The following is a 15,673-nucleotide window of genomic DNA, read 5'->3' as shown; positions in this document are numbered from 1 at the left end:
GGCCTACTGCAGGGTGACGCCCCCACGCACCATCGCCAGCAGATGCTGCTGCGGCCAGTGGGCGGCGATGTCGCTGTCTGCCAGTCGCCATTGCAGAAATTCGACGTCATGACGACGGCGGTCCAGCAACAGGCCGACGACGCTGCCGCTGTGCGCCACGTTAAGGCCATACAATCCTGCGCTTTCCACCAGTTGCAGTAGCGCGTCAAACCCCGGTTTGGGCAACAGCTGCTGGCTGGCGATGGCGCTGATGGTCGCCGCTTCGCCCAGTAGCTGTGGGCTGCCGCAATGGCAGGCCTGCTGTACTTTCTCCCACGCCAGCTGCAGCCGGGAGGCGTTAGCCAACAGACCCGGCTCGCGCGGCAGCTGGTGGTAGTCGGTGGTGCGCAGCGTCAGCGGGCTCTCCAGTACTAACAGGTCGAGCGCTGGCGGAGGGGGACAGGCGATTTGCGTGGCGGCGGTATTATGGTCGAACAGCGTCAGCTGGCGAAACAGGGTGCTGTCGGTAGGCTCCAGCGCGACGCACAGGCGCGCCAGCGTCGGCTCATCCAGTAGATGGCCCAGATGATGGGCGGTGGCGACGGCGGTGGCAGCGATATCGGCGGTGCTGCTGGCCATCCCTTTGGCCACCGGGATCGTTGAGTGCAGGGTGATGCGGATCTGCTGGCTCAGCGCTGGGGGGTAGCCCCAGTGGGCCAGCAGCTGGTCGACCATCGCCCGCGACAGCGGCCGCTCGTCTTTTCGCGGTACCCCGGTCTCGACCTCGACGGTGCTGTACCAGTCCACCGGACAGGAGACCAGCTTTTCGCTGCCGAGGATCCAGCCCTGGATAAGTTCTCCGCACGAGGCGGGACATTGTGCAACAGCCACGTTTTCACCTTTCCGCTTACCTTCGCCAGGGCGCATAGTGGCATGGCGACCCGCCGGTTACCATGATTCTCCGCAAGAGGAGGCGCATCGTTTATGCCGACACCGTCAGCTCGCGCGCCTGCGGCAATGCAAGACGCATGACGTCGCGGGCAATCATTAGCTCTTCATTGGTGTTGATCACCGCCACTTTGACCAGCGCATTATCCGCCTGAATAAAGGTCGCGCTCCGCTGGTTTTTCTCGTCGTCCAGCGCGAGGCCGAGAAAGTGCAAATTGCGGCAGATTGTCGCCCGCGCCCGGGCGGAATTCTCGCCAATGCCGCCGGTAAAGATCAGCGCGTCCAGGCCTCCCATCTGCATGATATAGCTGCCGATAGTTGCGCGAATGCGTTCGGCAAACAACGACAGCGCCAGAGCCGCCCTTTCGTTGCCGGCGTCGGCTGCCTGTTCGACGTCGCGGTAATCAGAGGACACGCCGGAGACGCCCAGCAGCCCGGATTCATTATTCAGCAGCTGGCTGAGCTGCAGGGCGGATTTACCTTCTTTCTCCACCAGCCAGGGAAGGATCGACGGGTCGATATCGCCGCTGCGGGTGCCCATCATCACCCCGGACTGGGGAGTAAAACCCATTGAGGTATTCACCGACTGCCCGCCTTTGATGGCGCAGACGCTACAGCCATTGCCCAGGTGGCAGCTCACTACCCGCAGGGCGCTCAGCGGTACGCCCAGCTTTTCCGCCAGCGCGCTGCTGACATAGTGATGGCTGGTGCCGTGAAAACCGTAGCGGCGAATGCCCAGCTCGGCGTAATAGCGCCAGGGCAGGGGATAGAGCCAGGCCTCCGGCGCCAGGGTCTGGTGAAAGGCGGTATCAAAAACTGCCACCGCCGGTACCGCGGGTAACATCTGGCGAAAAAGACGAATGCCCAGCGCATTGACCGGGTTATGCAACGGCGCCAGCTCCGCCAGGCGTTCGATCTCCCGCAGGGTGTCGTCGCAGACCAGCGCGGCGTCTTTGAAGCGTTCGCCGCCGTGGGCGACGCGGTGGCCAACGCCGTCCATTTCCTGCAGGCTGCTCAGGATCCCGCGGCCGGTCAGCGCCTCCAGCAGCAGGGTCACTGCCTCATGGTGATCGGCGATGGGCAGCGTCTCCTGCCATTTCTGCGTCGGCGTTTTCAGCGTGAAGCGGGCCTCGGGCAGGCCAATACGTTCGATCAGCCCCTGGCAGAGCAACGCTCCCTGCGGCATGTTAAGCAGCTGAAATTTCAGGGAGGAGCTGCCGGCGTTGATCGCCATGATTTTATAGGTCATTGATATTCCTCTGCGTTCAGGCAGGCGAGCAGGTCATCAAGCCCGCCGCCGGTTAACGCGCTGGTGATAAAGATATGTTCGGCGCCTGCCGCCTCGAGCCATGCCCGGACCTGTTCCAGACGGGGCGGGGCGGCCAAATCGGCTTTGGTGATCACCCCGATGACCGGGCGGTTCATCGGAGCGGTAAACCCCGGAGAAAAGGGTGACCAGGGCGCATCGGCATTCAGTACCAGCGCGATGACATCGGCCTCGCAGGCGCTGGTGAGCAGCGCGCTGTACAGGCAGCGGTTTTCCAGATATTCCCCCGGGGTGTCGATGGCGGTCGGCGTCCAGACGATGGCCTGCGTTTTTTGATAACGCAGGGTTTCGCCACGCAATACCTGGGTCAGCGAGGTTTTGCCGCACTGGCTGGGTCCGATAAGCATCAGGCGCTTCATGGGCTCAGGTCCGTGTGATCGGGCAGGCGGTGAAGCGCATCAGCTCACCGAGCGTGCGCGTAACCTGCCTGAGCGCGTACTCCACCGCGGAGACATCGCCAGTCAATACCACCGCGCCGGTGAAGCGATCGAGAAAGCCGATCTCCACCGCGCCGGACTTGGTGGCGATGTCGCAGGCGATGATCGACGCCTCACTGGGGGTAATGGTGAGAATGCCGATAGCGGAGACCGCGTCCGGCAGGCCCAGCTTTTTGAACAGATCTTTGCCCGGATTGGCGATGAGATGCGCCAGAGTGACCTGTTTACCCGGGACATACTCCTGGATCATGCGTTCGGTAGGGGTTTGCGGTTCCATTATCCCTCCATCAGCTGTTGCCACAGCGCATCGTGCGGTCGCGGGATCACTGCCCGGTAAACCAGTAATCCTTTCTCGCCTGCGCTGTCGCTGGCCACCGTGACGGCGTTGTCGACATCGGCGATATCACCCGCCACCACCATGTAGCATTTGCCGCCGATACCAAACGCCATATGAACGCGAACCAGGGTGACGTTGGCCGCTTTCACCGCGCGGTCGGCGGCGCTGATGCATGCCGCCACGCTCCAGGTTTCGACGATCCCCGCCGCCTGCCGCTGCTCGACCACGTTGAGGCCGCTGATCGCCGGCAGTACGCTGGGGTGAATGTTGGCCAGCACCAGGCTGTCCACCAGCATCTCCCCGGCGCGCGCCGTGCCGGCGGCGATTGCCTGCTGCACGGCGCCGACGTCGCCGCCGAGCATCAGCAGGAATTTCCCGGGACAAAGGGTTCTGCAGAGCAGGAGCTGTACGTTCGCGCTTTTCAGCATGACGTCGCCCAGCTCCATTCCCCTGGCGATACTGGTCAGTTCTAAAATTCCGATAGCCTGGGTCATGATTAACCTCTTACAAGCGTAATGGCCTGCTCCGTGATGGCGGAGACCTGGCCGTCAATACTGGCGTGTACCGGTGCGCCGAGGGCGTCGGCAGGGATGTCTGCCAGCAGCTGGCCGCGCGTTACTCGCTCTCCCGGCGCGACGCAGGGAACGGCGCTGATGCCGATATGCTGGCGCAGCGGCAGGGTGACACAGGCCACCTCCGGCTCCACCGCCGTCAGCGGCGCCTCCTGATACCAGGGAACAAGCCCCAGTTTGCTGATGAGCCGTTTGACCGGCACCAGGCGGTGCTTCGCCATCTCGTCCGCCGGACGCAGCGGTCCTTCGTAGCGCAGGTTTTTCGCCCTCAGCTCACGTTTTAGCAGACGGTTGATGCGCATGGGGGAAATCCCCACCGGGCAGGCGACGCCCTCGCAAACGTTGCACTCCGAGCAGGTCAGGGCGCTGAGCAGCAGCGACGGGGTGGCCGCCTGGCGATAGTTCACCGCCCGCACCAGCAGGTGGGGAGAAAGCTCATGGCCGATCAGGTGCCGGGGGCATAAATCCGTGCATAAGCGGCACTGCTCACAGACGGTGCGGGCGATGGCGAGCAGGGTGCGCTCATCCTGCCGCCGCCGCTGGATCAACGGATGGTTGCCCGGAAGCACCAGCAGGCCGCCGGTGGTTTTGGTGACCGGTGTCTCCAGGGAGGTCATAAGCGAGCCCATCATCGGACCGCCGTTGATAAAGCCCGGATCGGCAACCGTCGCGCCGCCGGCCAGATCCAGCACCTCGCGCAACGACATGCCCAGCGGGACAGTCAGCGTCAGCGGGCGGGCGACGGCGCCATTGACGGTCAACGTCCGGCGAGTCACCGGATAGCCCTGCTCCACGGCTCTGGCGATATTGAGTACCGTCTGCACGTTATTGACCACTACGCCGACGCTGACCGGCAGCGCGGCAGGCGGCACGCGGCGCCCCGTCGCCAGCCAGATAGTAAGCACCTCATCCCCGGCCGGATAGACGTCAGGCAGAATATGCAGCCGGGCCCATTCCGGGAGTCGCGGGGTTAACGCCGCAATCGCCGGAGTATATTTCGCCTTCAGGGCAATGATCCCTTCCCGGGCGCCGGTGGCGGTCATTGCGTAACCCAGGCCGCGAATCAGCCGGTCAGCCTGCTGCGCCATCAGCTGTTGATCAACCTTCAGCATCGGTTCGCATTCGGCGGCGTTCACCAGCACGGTATCCACCCTGGCCTGCAGTTTGATGTGGGTCGGAAAGCCCGCCCCACCGGCGCCCACCACGCCGGCGGCCCGGACGCGCTCGCGGATCTCCGCCGCGTCAATGTCTGGTAGTGGCACTATCGCTTCACTCATTGCAGGCTCTCCAGCAGTTGCGCGATGGCCGCGCCATCGGCCGGACGCGGGTTGGTGCGCAGGGTGGCGTCGGCCAGCGCGGCCGGCACCATGGCGGGAATTCGCGATAAGAAAAGGGGATATTTTTCCTGCAAGACGCCCTTGAGGGTGGGAATGGCGCACTGCTGTTTCAGTGTTTCCACCGCGGCAAGCAGCGCCTGGAGAGCCTCCTGTTCGCCAGCTTCCGGCGGGCAGAACTGGCAGGCCCTGGCCAGGCGCGCATAGCGCTTCGCCGCTCGCGGCTCGCCGGCGTTGAAGCGGATCACCGCGGTCAGCAGCAGCGCGTTGGCCAGGCCATGGGGGAGGTGAAACTGGCCGCCAAGCTGATGGGCGATAGCATGATTGAGTCCGAGGCCAGCCTGGCTAAAGGCCATGCCGGCAAGGGTTGAGGCATTGTGCATTTTACTGCGGGTCGCGACGCAGTCGCCCTGGCGAACCGCAACGGGCAGGGCGCGAAATACCAGCCTGGCGGCTTTTTCCGCCAGTGCATCGGTAAAATCGGTGGCCTGCGGCGATACCCATGCCTCAAGGGCGTGGGTCAGGACGTCCAGTCCGGTATGGGCCGTGATGGTGGGCGGTACGCTGACCACCAGCGACGGGTCAAGGATCGCCATATCGGGACAGAGTGCCTCATGGAACAGCGGGTATTTGATCCCTTTTTCCGGATCGCTGATGACGCAGGCGCTGGTCACTTCCGACCCGGTACCGCTGGTGGTGGGGATCGCCACGCAGGTGTCGACAGGCAGCCCGCCCTGCTGGCTGAACCAGACGATCGCCTTGGCGGCGTCCATCGCCGAGCCGCCGCCGAAGCCGATCACCACTTGCGGACGCAGGGCCTGCATCTGCGCTATCCCTTTCGCCACGGTGTGAATGGTCGGATCCGGTGTAATATCGCTGAACACGCTGACGCGGTTGCTGGCGGGCAGCGCGGCGCGCAGCCGCTCGAACAGCGGCGAACGCGCCAGGAAGCCGTCGCAGACGATCCAGATGTGCTGATGGCTAAAGCGCTGCAGCGCGGCCAGGCTCCCCGGGCCGCTGTAGAGGCGCGTTTGCAAAGAAAAGGTGTGCATGGCGCCCCCGGTTAGCGAATGGAAAAACCGTTGGTCAACACGCAGCGCCGCAGGCGGGCGAACGTCCGCGCGGAGGTGGTGCCTTCCCCGGTTGGCGTGGCGATGGTGAAGGTGGTAAACCCTTCGCCGCCGACGCCGATACCCGCGTAAGACGGACCATTTTTGACAAAAATGGAGGTCTGCAGCGTGCGTGCCGCCAGATTGAGCCGCGAGACATTCTGCGAGTGCATAATGGCGGTGTGGTGCAGACCCTCCTCAACGCGCAGGGCCAGCGCCAGGGCGCTATCAAAATCGGCGACCCGGACGATCGGCAGCACCGGCATCAGCTGCTCGCAGGTCACCCAGGGGTCGTTTGCCTCAACCTCGGCTATCAGCAGGCGAGGGGGGCGGGAAGGGACGGCGAGACCGGCGGCCGCCAGCAGCGCAGCCGGACTTTTACCGACCAGTTTTTTATTCGCCGCGCCGTCGGGCAGGCAGACGGCGCGCAGGGTATCGGTCTCCTGCGGGCTCAACAGCAGCGCGTCAAAATCCTGCATCTGCTGGATCAGGCGGTCAGCGACGGAGGCGACGACGATCAGGTTTTTTTCGGCGATACAGGGCAGGTTGTAATCGAAGGCGGCGCCGCTGATGATATCTTCGGCGGCTTTGACGAGATCGGCCGTTTCATCAACGATGCACGGCGGATTGCCGGCGCCAGCGCCGATCACTTTTTTACCGCTTTTCATGCCCATCGCCACAATGCCAGGGCCGCCGGTGATAGCCAGAACGGCAATCAGCGGGTGGGCCATCATCTGTTGGGTGGCCTCAAAGGTCGGCTCGGCAACGGTGACCACCAGGTTACGGATCCCGCTGCAGCGGTAGGCGATCTCTTCGATCCTGGCAATAAGCGTTAACGAGACCTTTTTCGCGCCGGGATGAGGGCTGAAATAGACGCTGTTACCCGCCGCCAGCATGCTGATACTGTTGTTGATAATGGTTTCCGTTGGGTTGGTGCTGGGCGCCACGGCGCCAATAACCCCGAACGGCGAGTACTCAAACAGCACCATCCCGCCATCGCCGGTGAGGGCGCTGGTGGTGAGATCCTCAATGCCCGGTGTGTTCTCAAGGGCAGCTTTATTTTTCAGATATTTATCTTCTTTGTTGCCCATGCCGGTCTCCGTGGCGCTCTCCTCCGCCAGCGTCGCCAGCTCGGGGGCCAGCGTCTCCCGCAGCGCGCTGATAATGGCGCTGCGGGTTTTTAGCGGACACTGCTGATAGCGGAGAAAAGCCTGATGGGCGGCGTCGATGGCGCAGCCGACGTCGCGGAAAATGCCCTGCTGTTCCTGAGAAACGGGGGCGGGCGCGAGCTTTTCGCTGAGAATGGTGCGGATAAGGGTTTCCAGTTCTGCTGTATTCATTGATGTGTTCTCACGTTAATGGCCGCCATGGCAGCCTGTGCAATAGCCATATCCTGCTCGACGCTGCCGCCGCTAATCCCGAGACCGGCTATTAGCTGACCATCGCGCCACAGCGGATATCCGCCGCCAAAGGTGACGACTTTGCCCTGCAGATGGCTCTCCAGACCGTACAGCGCAGCGCCTGGCTGTACGGTCGTCGCGAGCTCGTGGGTGGCGGTTTTCATGGCGACGGCGGTCCAGGCTTTTTTTGGCGCCAGCTCGCTGCTGACCAGCAGCGCATCGGGCATTCGCCAGGTCACGGTTTCGGTACCGTGTGCGTCAACGATGCTGACCACCACCGGCACCTGCAGCTGGCGGGCGTGTTCGATAGCCTGACGGGTAAGCTGATGCAGCTCGTGAAAGGAGAGTGCCCCGGCCTGGGCTTTGGGCGCGTCGGACGCAGGCGACCCGCTGGCGGCCAGGTAGCGGGCCGCGATCTCCGCCACGAGCCGGCGCTGGTGATCGGCATGATCCTCGCTGCGCGCCAGGGCATACAGACAGTCAGATAAGCGGTTCAGATAACGCAGCAGTATCTGACGGAGAGTGACCTCTGCCGCCAGCTCGACCAGCCGACGCTCCGCCCGACGGGCAACGGTGCGGGCCAGGTGCAGGCGACTGGCGGCTTCGCACCGTCCGGGCAACACAAACTGGTGCAGCGCCGGCACGCGGGCCATCTCGCGATCGATGGTCTGCTCCAGCAGGGCAATCTCTTCGCTGCTGATATAGCGCTTACCCGGTGATGGCTGTTCGCTGTCGCTGGCGAGCTCCGCGCTGAACCAGAAAATATGCTGCTGCAGGGCTTCGAGCAGGACGCGATGTTCCTCTTCAGCGGCGGCGCAGACGCACAGGCTCAGCACCGCGTTCAGTTCATCCAGGGTGCCGTAGGCTTCGACGCGCGGATGCGTCTTGCTGACCCGCTGGCCGGTAAAGAGTGATGTACTGCCGGCATCGCCGGTTCGGGTATAAATAGCCACAGGCGCCCCCTTAGCGTGAAAGTGAGTCAACAATGCCCACAACGGCAAGATCGATGGCCTCATTCGGGCCGCTAAAGACGTGGCGTGCGCTCGAGCCGCTGCAGAGCAGCACCAGTTCGCCGACGCCAGCGCCAACCGAATCTACCGCCACTTCATCGCCGCTCGCGGGCTGAAATGGATGTTCGTCGTCTGTGCTTACCCGGCGCACCAGCAGCAGTTTTTTGCCGTTCAGAGAGGGCGATTTTTGCGTCGAGACGACGGCGCCGGTCACGCGTGCCAGATGCATAGTTCACTCCTGCTTAATCAATTGAACATGCCGCGCGACGGCCGCTTCGCGGGCGAGGGCGGTGATAATGGGGCGGCGGCGCAGCACCAGATAACCTCCCCTGAGACGGGCTACATCGGCATAGGTGAGCACCGACGCGGCGTGAAGTCTGACGGGCTGGCCAGGCGGGTCGCTGAACGTCAGCGGCAAACGGGCGAGTTTTTTTACCGCCAGCGCGGGGAGCAGGGCGGGAAGCAGCGTTAGCTGTACCCGAACGCCCCAGGCCATCGCCTCATGCAACGCGCAACCGGCGGCCGTCAGCGCGCGCTGGCCGGTAAGCTGCTCCAGCAGCGGTAAATCCACCTGCACGATGCGCAGCGAAGCGTGCTGGCACAGCAGGCTGTGGATATCCGCTTCGCCGAGCTGGGCCACGCTGAGCGTGGCCGTACTCCGGGCGCGACGGCGCAGACGGGCGGCGACCTCTTCGACGATACGCTGCAGCATCGCGTGGTTCATGGCTTCGTCACCAGCGTAGCCCAGGCCTGCGCAGCGTCAGCGCCTGCCGCATTGGCTTCGTCAGTATCGATGTGCATCTCAAGACGCATATCCGGGGCTACGCGGACCGCTACATTGTCGAAGATAAGCCGCCTGTCGCTGCCTTCGATCGCCACCGCGACGCTATCGCCATGGGCGACGCGCAGGATCAGGGCATCGAGCGGGGACATATGAATATGTCGTTGGGCGACGATCGTCCCGCTGCTCAGCTCCAGTTCGGCAAAGGGGCTTATCAGGCGGATCCCTGGCGTGTCCTGCAGATTGCCTGACATGCGCAGCGGCGCGGCGATACCGAGGGTCCGGGCGTCGGTGCGTGAGATTTCCACCTGGCTGGTCTGGCGCAAAGGGCCGAGCAGGCGCACGTTATTTAATCGTCCTTTGGGGCCAACCAGAGTCACCGTCTGCTCTGCGGCATACTGCCCGGGCTGCAGCAGCGCTTTTTTCGGCTGGATGGGCTGAGCGGGAAAGAGCCTGGCGTAGTCAGCCGCCGCTAAATGGATATGGCGACTGGAGATACCGATTGGGATGGGACGCTGGCGCATCTCATCCAGCACTTTGTTGACTGTCGAAGCCAGCTGTTGTTTATCCATTACGCGTCACCTCGTTTACCGGCATGCAGGCACTGCGAGCGAGGTTCGCCTTTTTGCCGGGGACAGTGCGGGTCCAGGCACAGGTTGCAGGTCACCTGCTCCGAAGGGTGGGGGAGGGTGTCTGCGGGATCTCTGCGCTCATCCATTACGGTGGCGTTCTCCTCTTCCAGAGCAGCGTCAGGTGCTGGTGAAGGCGCTTCGACGCGGGCTGGCAGCAGGCCTGCGCCGGGCCTGGCGATAACCTTCTGCGCCACCAGCCCCTGCTGCCGGTCGGCGAGTTCGGCCCCGATCATCACCGCCGCCTGGACAGAGGCCACATCACCGGCGATCTTCACCACCATCCAGCCGGAGCCGTTGGTCTTTTCCAGGGCGAGCAGCGTGATGGCGGCCGCTTTCGCCATGGCGTCGGCGCAGGTGATGGCCAGGGCCAGGCCGCTGACCTCAAGTAATCCCAGTGATTGCTTCACGCAGTGCTCCTTGTTTCAAGGTCAGACGGATTTCGGCAGAATGGCCTCGACATCGCTGTGCGGGCGTGGGATCACATGGCTGGACTTGACCTCGCCGACCACGCTGGCCGCCGCGCTCCCGGCGTCAACGGCGGCTTTCACTGCACCGACGTCTCCGCGGACCATCACGGTAATCAGCCCGGAGCCAATTTTTTCGTAACCAATCAACTGCACGTTGGCGGATTTCACCATTGCATCAGCGGCTTCAATGGCGCCAACCAGGCCTTTCGTTTCAACCAGTCCTAGTGCGTTATTCATATTGTGTTCTCCTGTGGATTAAGCATTGCGATCCCGAAATGGGATCCCTTTGACGAGACGAGCCGCATTGTTGCCAGTGTTTCGCCGGGCCAGCCTGTCCTGGTGATACCTCAGCGAAAACAGCGGAGTTGATGCGGGTAAATTTTTGTAGTGCACGATGAGCTGTTCCCGGTCGCAGGCGATGCCCACCAGCAGCGGCGAACGCTGCGCCGCCTGCCAGGCGTAATGGACAAGATCGCCGCCGGTCTGCGCTTGCAGAACGAAAGGAATGCCTTCCTCTTCAATGCCCAGCAGGACATCGCGCCACTGTTCGCTGCATTCGTCAGTGACGGCAATGACGATGGCGGGGGCGACTACGCTACTCTCCATGCGTGCCTCCTTTTTGCCAGGAGAGGAGTAATCCGCTGGCGACCGCATTGCGCGGGCCTTCACTGCCGCGGATGTTGCCGCGCCCGGCAACCAGCCGGTAGTGCGCCAGCGCGTCGGTGACCAGCTGGGGGATCTCGAAATCGAGGGACGAGCCGCCCACCAGCACCACGAAGGGAATGTCGCGAATGTTGCCGGTAGGGCTCACCTGACGTAACGCCCGCAGGGCGTTGGTGACAAAGACGCGTGATTTGGCGCTACGGCGAATGGCGCGCACTTTCTCCAGCGGCAGATCGCCGGGCAGGGGAACCAGTTCATCCGGTTTCACCACGCAGACGCGGGCAAATACCGCCGGTGGTAAGGCCGACGGAAAAAACTGGACGCTGCCGTCTTCATGACGCAGATGAAACAGGCTTTCGACTTTCGCCAGCGGGTATTTTTTGATCTCTTCCGCCAGGTAGCGGTCCTCAAGCCCCAGCTCGCGGGCGATGATCATCGTGACCATATCGCCGGCGCCGGCCAGGTGAGTGGCGCTGATCTCTCCTTGCGCATTGATAATGGAGGCGTCGGTCGACCCGGCGCCCAGATCGAGGATCGCCAGCGGGCGCGTGGTGCCGGGAGTGGTGAGCGCCCCGAGAATGGCCGCTTCCGCCTCAGCGCCACCCACCTGAACCGCAATCTGCAGTTTGTGCTCAATTTCACGGGCGATCAGGGCCATCTGCAGGCGATCCGACTTGACCATCGAGGCGATACCCACCGCCTGCTCCAGCGAGAACTCCCCCGCCAGGCCACCGGTCACGCTGACCGGCACCGCCGTATCAACGGCCAGCAGATCCTGAATGCGGATCTCCTGAGCTGGCTTATTGGTAAGCTCAGCCATGGTCTGGCGCACATGCTCAAGCATGCCGCCGATATTGGTGCCCGCTTCTCCCGCGACGTTGTCCAGTTTGCCGCAGCCGTCAACCGCCTTCATGATGGCTTCCGCCCCGGCGGCCACATCAACCTGTACGCTGCGCCCCTGAGCGATGAGCAGCAGATTCCCCGCCGGAATAGTCCGTGCCTTGACGTCGCCGGAGGGGGTTTTCACCACTACGGCCGAACGATTGCCAATCAGCGCCCGCGCCATTGGCACGATATTTTTGGTCTCTTCGGCGTTGAGATTGAAAACGGTGGCAATACCGTAGGGGTTGGAGAGCGTTTCGATAATCTTGCCGGGTAAAGCGACCTCGACCGCCGCCAGCATGCCAAGTGGAATACGGTCGATATGCTGAACTTCATCGATCACCGGCAGCGGTTGCTGTAGCCGGTTATTGACCAGCACGCCGTCATCCTGCTGCAAAATAATGCCGGAAATCTGATAGCCCGCTGCCGTCGCCGCATTGACCATCGCCGCGACATCGGCAAAGTCAAAGGCTGAGGAGACCACCAGAATATAGGGGGCGTCCGCAGCGCAGGACAGCAGCGCCTCCGGTGTGATGGTGATGCCGACCCCCAGTCCGACGCCGCCGGGTGTCTTCGGGTTGTGGCCGATCATGGTGGACTCGGTGATGATGGTTTCCGTGATGGTCTCCATCGCCACATCGCCAATGACCGGCGTGGCTTCGTTAATGCGAATAAGCGAGATATCGCTGACCTGAATGCCTGCCGCTTTTGCCGCCTGTGTTAGCGCCTCCTGAATACCGAACACATTACGTAATGTGCCTTTAATACCGGTGGTTTCAGCCAGCGCGCTGTGGCGGATGTTCAGCACACCTGCGTCATCGACCGTCGCCAGGGCGACCTCTGTCGATGAGTTGCCAATATCAATGCCAGCGATATAGCGCATGCTTGCCCCCTGTTAATCGTCGCCTTTCAGTTTCTTACGCTCGACGTACAGCCCGGCCGCTTCCCGAACAAAGGCGGCACAGAGCCGGGCCTGGTAGCGATGCTCGAGGTCATCAGCGATCGCCAGTAGCTCCGCCTGGGTGGAACGGTATGGGCGCAGGGCGTTGTAGATCTCAAGGATCCGGTCGTCGGGAACCGCGGTGAGCTCGGCGGCCCGCTCAAAGTTCATCGCCAGCCGATCGCGTCCGGCATCCTGGGCGATCGCCGCCTGCATGCGCAGCGTTTCCGGGGTGATGCGCATGTCCTGTGCCGTAACGCGATCGCTTAATACGTTCTCCAGCGTCAGGTCATCGAGCGTTTTATTGGTAGCGGTTTTGACCCACTCCGGATGGCGGGTGGCTAACGGGTAGTCGCTGACTTTAGGCTGGCGAGCGGTGTCGTTTGTCGGCGCGGCTGGCGCGGGCGTTGCCCCGTCCTGTAGGCTGTTCATCCGGCTCAGCACGTCGCGTACCATGGATTCAATTGCGTCGGTATTCATCGGGATATCCTTTGTTAAAGCGCCATGCGCAGTTCCTGCGGGTTTTTGCCGGTCACTACGTATTTGGTCTCTTTAATGTGCAAAATGGCCGACTTCGCCTGGTATTTGGGACGAGCCATCTGATCGTTGAGCGTCGGCACCGGCTGTGGCGACTCGCGTTTGGCGTAGCGCGCGGCGTTTTTGCCAATCTGGCGGTAGGTTTCCAGGGTCAGCAGCGGCGCCTGCGGGAAGAGTTCCAGATTGGAAAGCGGCGGCAGGCCCCGCTGGTGGATGACGGTGGTGCCTTTCGACTGAATACCGATCGAGATGCCGGAGCCGCTCAGGCGGTTGCCTTCCACCGCCACGAAGGCGACGTCAGAAGATTTAAAGCAGCGGATCACCCGGGCTTTGATGCCTTCTTCCTCAATGCCGGCGATCACTTCGCGCAGGATATTTTTATGCGGAATGCCGACGATATTGGCGGTTTGCGCCAGGCCAAAGGCGGGCCCGACGGCAATGATGACTTCATCCTGCTGCGTGCCGGGTTTGGCTTCGCCGATTTCCGTCAGGAAGCTGTCGCTGGACACAGGCGCAACAGCGGCCGACGCGACGGAAGCGGCAGGCGCGCTAAAGGAGACCGGCTTATCTGCGCCTGATTTCATCTCCGACAGCACCTCTTCGATAATCTGGCGCAGCAGCGTTTCGTTAATTTCCATTTTTCACCCCTTAGCCAAGTTCATTGGGATCGAGCGCGCCCGGGATATTTTTAATCTCTTCCCAGCGCTCGCCTTGCAGGCGGTAGCCTGTTGCCGGACCGGCATAATCGTTCACGTCATTCACGGCCGAGAGCACCTGGCCTTCGCCGACGATGATGGCGGAGGTGTGCAGGTAGTCGCCGGTGAGCTTGGCTTTCTGAATATTGAGCATGTCCTGGGCGACATCGGGGAAGCCGCCTTTCGCCAGGGCTTTCACCACCTCCAGGCCGTTGCGGTTCTTGTTGATGATCTCCTGGGCAAACTTGATGTCCTCAACGATGTTGCGCTCAGGCATATCTTTTGAACCGTGGGCGTAAGTGGCGGCCTCCACCTCTTCATCCGTAATTGGCGGCAAACCCATGCCGGCAAATACCGCTTGCAGCGCGCGGGCGGCTTTATTACGAATGGCGATCACGTCCTCTTCACGCACCGGCCGCAGGCCGCCATCGACCTTCAGATCGCGCTGGATCACGTTGTAGTCGTCGAAGTCTTCGGCATCTTCGTTGGAACCGGCGAACATGTTGTCGTAGTTCGGCACCGCCGAGTAACCGGAGGAGATAAAGTCGGTGCCTGGCAGGAACTGCATCAGCAGGCGCGCGGTACGCCGCATATCCGAGTGGGTAAAGGTTTGATCGTTACTTGAGGCGCACTCCAGATCCAGCGCTGAGCAAATCAGGTTTTCCGCCAGTACGGCGCGGATACCCGACGGTACGGCGGACGGCACGCCGATACAGCTGACGGAGCCATTCTGCAGGCCTTGCACCCCGGCGGCTTTGGTGATGTAGATGCAGCGCGCTTCGAGATACAGCATCGATTTGCCTTCGGCATAACCCATCTGCACTTCAGAGCCGGAGCCGGAGGTAAAGCGCATTTTCAGGCCGCGCGAGGCGTAGGAGGAGGCGAGGAAGCCTTTCGACCACGGGGTGTCATCACCATCGGTAAACACCGGTTCCGTACCGTAGACCGAAATGGTTTCGGCATAGCAGGTGTGGCCCAGCATGCCCAGTTTCAGCTCGGTGGCTTCTTCCAGGGAACACTGGGTGAGGACGCCGGGGCGGCCCACCTGTGAACCGACCAGCAGGGCGATGGCGTTGAACGGCGCGTAGCGCGCCACGGCGACGGTGGTCTCCTGCTCGTCAAAGCCTCGCCATGCGCCTTCAGCGGCGTCGGCGGCAATCTGTACCGGGTTATCTTTGATATTGGTGACATGCGCCTGCTGGGATGGCGTGCGGCGGGCGCGCATTTTTTGCATCGCCATCATCATCTCGACCACGTTCATATGCGACACCACTTCGACGATTTTCGCCGGGGTCATCGCGGTAGTGAGCGGCACGATGTCGCTGCGTTTAACGTTCGGGTCGCAGAGCATGTTGGCGAGCTTGACCGAATCCATGGCCATCACTTCTTCGGCACGCGCCAGATTGATACCGTAGCGCGCGATAAAGTGGTCAATCAGGTCGAACTGGTCAACCGGTTTGCCGTCGAGTTCGGTCACCGCGCCGTTGACGATGCGGATAGAGGGTTTGGGATCGTTAGGGCTTTCCATCGCGATAAAGCCCTCTTCGATCCACTCCTTAACGAAACCATCCTGATTCACAGGGCGTTTCGCCAGTGCTTCAAATCTTTTCGATCTCATGAATC

The 15,673-nt window shown here is 62.3% G+C and carries 19 protein-coding genes; all 19 read right to left on the bottom strand.

Annotation, left to right across the window (positions count from 1 at the left end; genetic code table 11):
• Positions 1–3: 3 nt before the first annotated feature.
• Positions 4–870 carry an L-threonine kinase gene (locus tag HMPREF3142_RS23210; RefSeq protein WP_141751820.1) on the bottom strand — a complete coding sequence of 289 codons (867 nt, stop codon included), beginning with the start codon at positions 868–870 and terminating at the stop codon, positions 4–6.
• A 91-nt stretch (positions 871–961) separates the two neighbouring features.
• On the bottom strand, positions 962–2,176 hold the full coding sequence (locus tag HMPREF3142_RS23205; protein WP_070612750.1) for an acetate/propionate family kinase: 1,215 nt from the start codon (positions 2,174–2,176) through the stop codon (positions 962–964).
• Positions 2,173–2,613: a propanediol utilization protein PduV gene (gene pduV, locus HMPREF3142_RS23200; protein WP_070612749.1), complete on the bottom strand. Its 441-nt coding sequence runs from the start codon at positions 2,611–2,613 to the stop codon at positions 2,173–2,175. The genes HMPREF3142_RS23205 and pduV overlap by 4 nt, the downstream gene beginning before the upstream one ends.
• 4 nt (positions 2,614–2,617) lie before the next feature.
• Positions 2,618–2,968, bottom strand: coding sequence for a propanediol utilization microcompartment protein PduU (pduU, locus tag HMPREF3142_RS23195; RefSeq protein WP_002915850.1), 351 nt, complete (start codon positions 2,966–2,968; stop codon positions 2,618–2,620).
• Complete coding sequence (gene pduT / locus HMPREF3142_RS23190; protein ID WP_012967293.1) at positions 2,968–3,522, bottom strand: propanediol utilization microcompartment protein PduT; 555 nt, start codon at positions 3,520–3,522, stop codon at positions 2,968–2,970. Before pduT ends, pduU begins: the two co-directional genes overlap by 1 nt.
• Before the next feature lie 2 nt (positions 3,523–3,524).
• Positions 3,525–4,877 (bottom strand): 4Fe-4S dicluster domain-containing protein, encoded by a 1,353-nt coding sequence (locus tag HMPREF3142_RS23185; protein WP_048268151.1) that lies wholly within the window; start codon positions 4,875–4,877, stop codon positions 3,525–3,527.
• On the bottom strand, positions 4,874–5,986 hold the full coding sequence (pduQ, locus tag HMPREF3142_RS23180) for a 1-propanol dehydrogenase PduQ (protein WP_023323224.1): 1,113 nt from the start codon (positions 5,984–5,986) through the stop codon (positions 4,874–4,876). Before pduQ ends, HMPREF3142_RS23185 begins: the two co-directional genes overlap by 4 nt.
• A gap of 11 nt (positions 5,987–5,997) precedes the next feature.
• Positions 5,998–7,383, bottom strand: a complete 1,386-nt coding sequence (pduP, locus tag HMPREF3142_RS23175; protein ID WP_070612747.1) for a CoA-acylating propionaldehyde dehydrogenase PduP — start codon at positions 7,381–7,383, stop codon at positions 5,998–6,000.
• Positions 7,380–8,396 (bottom strand): two-domain cob(I)yrinic acid a,c-diamide adenosyltransferase PduO, encoded by a 1,017-nt coding sequence (gene pduO / locus HMPREF3142_RS23170; RefSeq protein WP_032740962.1) that lies wholly within the window; start codon positions 8,394–8,396, stop codon positions 7,380–7,382. The genes pduP and pduO overlap by 4 nt, the downstream gene beginning before the upstream one ends.
• Before the next feature lie 10 nt (positions 8,397–8,406).
• Complete coding sequence (locus HMPREF3142_RS23165) at positions 8,407–8,682, bottom strand: EutN/CcmL family microcompartment protein (RefSeq protein WP_012540668.1); 276 nt, start codon at positions 8,680–8,682, stop codon at positions 8,407–8,409.
• Between the two features lie 3 nt (positions 8,683–8,685).
• A complete protein-coding gene (pduM, locus tag HMPREF3142_RS23160) occupies positions 8,686–9,177 on the bottom strand; it encodes a microcompartment protein PduM (protein WP_012540669.1) in 492 nt (163 codons plus the stop codon).
• A complete protein-coding gene (locus HMPREF3142_RS23155) occupies positions 9,174–9,806 on the bottom strand; it encodes a phosphate propanoyltransferase (RefSeq protein ID WP_008806307.1) in 633 nt (210 codons plus the stop codon). Before HMPREF3142_RS23155 ends, pduM begins: the two co-directional genes overlap by 4 nt.
• A complete protein-coding gene (locus HMPREF3142_RS23150; protein ID WP_070612745.1) occupies positions 9,806–10,273 on the bottom strand; it encodes a BMC domain-containing protein in 468 nt (155 codons plus the stop codon). Before HMPREF3142_RS23150 ends, HMPREF3142_RS23155 begins: the two co-directional genes overlap by 1 nt.
• A 21-nt stretch (positions 10,274–10,294) precedes the next feature.
• On the bottom strand, positions 10,295–10,570 hold the full coding sequence (pduJ, locus tag HMPREF3142_RS23145; protein WP_002915806.1) for a propanediol utilization microcompartment protein PduJ: 276 nt from the start codon (positions 10,568–10,570) through the stop codon (positions 10,295–10,297).
• An 18-nt stretch (positions 10,571–10,588) separates the two neighbouring features.
• The gene (locus HMPREF3142_RS23140) at positions 10,589–10,939 is read right to left on the bottom strand and encodes a glycerol dehydratase reactivase beta/small subunit family protein (RefSeq protein WP_070612743.1); all 351 of its coding nucleotides are present in this window, start codon (positions 10,937–10,939) and stop codon (positions 10,589–10,591) included.
• Positions 10,929–12,761, bottom strand: a complete 1,833-nt coding sequence (locus HMPREF3142_RS23135) for a diol dehydratase reactivase subunit alpha (protein ID WP_032740958.1) — start codon at positions 12,759–12,761, stop codon at positions 10,929–10,931. Before HMPREF3142_RS23135 ends, HMPREF3142_RS23140 begins: the two co-directional genes overlap by 11 nt.
• Before the next feature lie 12 nt (positions 12,762–12,773).
• Positions 12,774–13,298 (bottom strand): propanediol dehydratase small subunit PduE, encoded by a 525-nt coding sequence (gene pduE, locus HMPREF3142_RS23130; protein WP_012540674.1) that lies wholly within the window; start codon positions 13,296–13,298, stop codon positions 12,774–12,776.
• Between the two features lie 14 nt (positions 13,299–13,312).
• Entirely contained in the window at positions 13,313–13,993 is a 681-nt protein-coding gene (gene pduD / locus HMPREF3142_RS23125) for a propanediol dehydratase medium subunit PduD (RefSeq protein ID WP_016161755.1), read from the bottom strand.
• Between the two features lie 10 nt (positions 13,994–14,003).
• Positions 14,004–15,668, bottom strand: a complete 1,665-nt coding sequence (gene pduC, locus HMPREF3142_RS23120; RefSeq protein ID WP_032731191.1) for a propanediol dehydratase large subunit PduC — start codon at positions 15,666–15,668, stop codon at positions 14,004–14,006.
• Between the last annotated feature and the right edge of the window lie 5 nt (positions 15,669–15,673).

The organism is Klebsiella sp. HMSC16C06, assembly GCF_001808325.1.
GTDB classification, from domain to species: Bacteria; Pseudomonadota; Gammaproteobacteria; order Enterobacterales; family Enterobacteriaceae; genus Klebsiella; species Klebsiella variicola.
Note: the sequence above shows the minus strand (reverse complement) of the source record. Positions and strands in the feature narration are given on the sequence as shown.

What these genes read in the sequence shown, in the direction of transcription:
- pduE (WP_012540674.1), bottom strand. Translation starts at nt 13,298, where the DNA reads ATGAATACCGACGCAATTGAATCCATGGTACGCGACGTGCTGAGCCGG.
- pduJ (WP_002915806.1), bottom strand. Translation starts at nt 10,570, where the DNA reads ATGAATAACGCACTAGGACTGGTTGAAACGAAAGGCCTGGTTGGCGCC.
- pduQ (WP_023323224.1), bottom strand. Translation starts at nt 5,986, where the DNA reads ATGCACACCTTTTCTTTGCAAACGCGCCTCTACAGCGGCCCGGGGAGC.
- HMPREF3142_RS23135 (WP_032740958.1), bottom strand. Translation starts at nt 12,761, where the DNA reads ATGCGCTATATCGCTGGCATTGATATTGGCAACTCATCGACAGAGGTC.
- HMPREF3142_RS23140 (WP_070612743.1), bottom strand. Translation starts at nt 10,939, where the DNA reads ATGGAGAGTAGCGTAGTCGCCCCCGCCATCGTCATTGCCGTCACTGAC.
- pduU (WP_002915850.1), bottom strand. Translation starts at nt 2,968, where the DNA reads ATGGAACCGCAAACCCCTACCGAACGCATGATCCAGGAGTATGTCCCG.
- HMPREF3142_RS23155 (WP_008806307.1), bottom strand. Translation starts at nt 9,806, where the DNA reads ATGGATAAACAACAGCTGGCTTCGACAGTCAACAAAGTGCTGGATGAG.
- HMPREF3142_RS23185 (WP_048268151.1), bottom strand. Translation starts at nt 4,877, where the DNA reads ATGAGTGAAGCGATAGTGCCACTACCAGACATTGACGCGGCGGAGATC.
- pduV (WP_070612749.1), bottom strand. Translation starts at nt 2,613, where the DNA reads ATGAAGCGCCTGATGCTTATCGGACCCAGCCAGTGCGGCAAAACCTCG.
- pduT (WP_012967293.1), bottom strand. Translation starts at nt 3,522, where the DNA reads ATGACCCAGGCTATCGGAATTTTAGAACTGACCAGTATCGCCAGGGGA.
- pduD (WP_016161755.1), bottom strand. Translation starts at nt 13,993, where the DNA reads ATGGAAATTAACGAAACGCTGCTGCGCCAGATTATCGAAGAGGTGCTG.
- pduM (WP_012540669.1), bottom strand. Translation starts at nt 9,177, where the DNA reads ATGAACCACGCGATGCTGCAGCGTATCGTCGAAGAGGTCGCCGCCCGT.
- HMPREF3142_RS23205 (WP_070612750.1), bottom strand. Translation starts at nt 2,176, where the DNA reads ATGACCTATAAAATCATGGCGATCAACGCCGGCAGCTCCTCCCTGAAA.
- pduP (WP_070612747.1), bottom strand. Translation starts at nt 7,383, where the DNA reads ATGAATACAGCAGAACTGGAAACCCTTATCCGCACCATTCTCAGCGAA.
- pduC (WP_032731191.1), bottom strand. Translation starts at nt 15,668, where the DNA reads ATGAGATCGAAAAGATTTGAAGCACTGGCGAAACGCCCTGTGAATCAG.
- HMPREF3142_RS23165 (WP_012540668.1), bottom strand. Translation starts at nt 8,682, where the DNA reads ATGCATCTGGCACGCGTGACCGGCGCCGTCGTCTCGACGCAAAAATCG.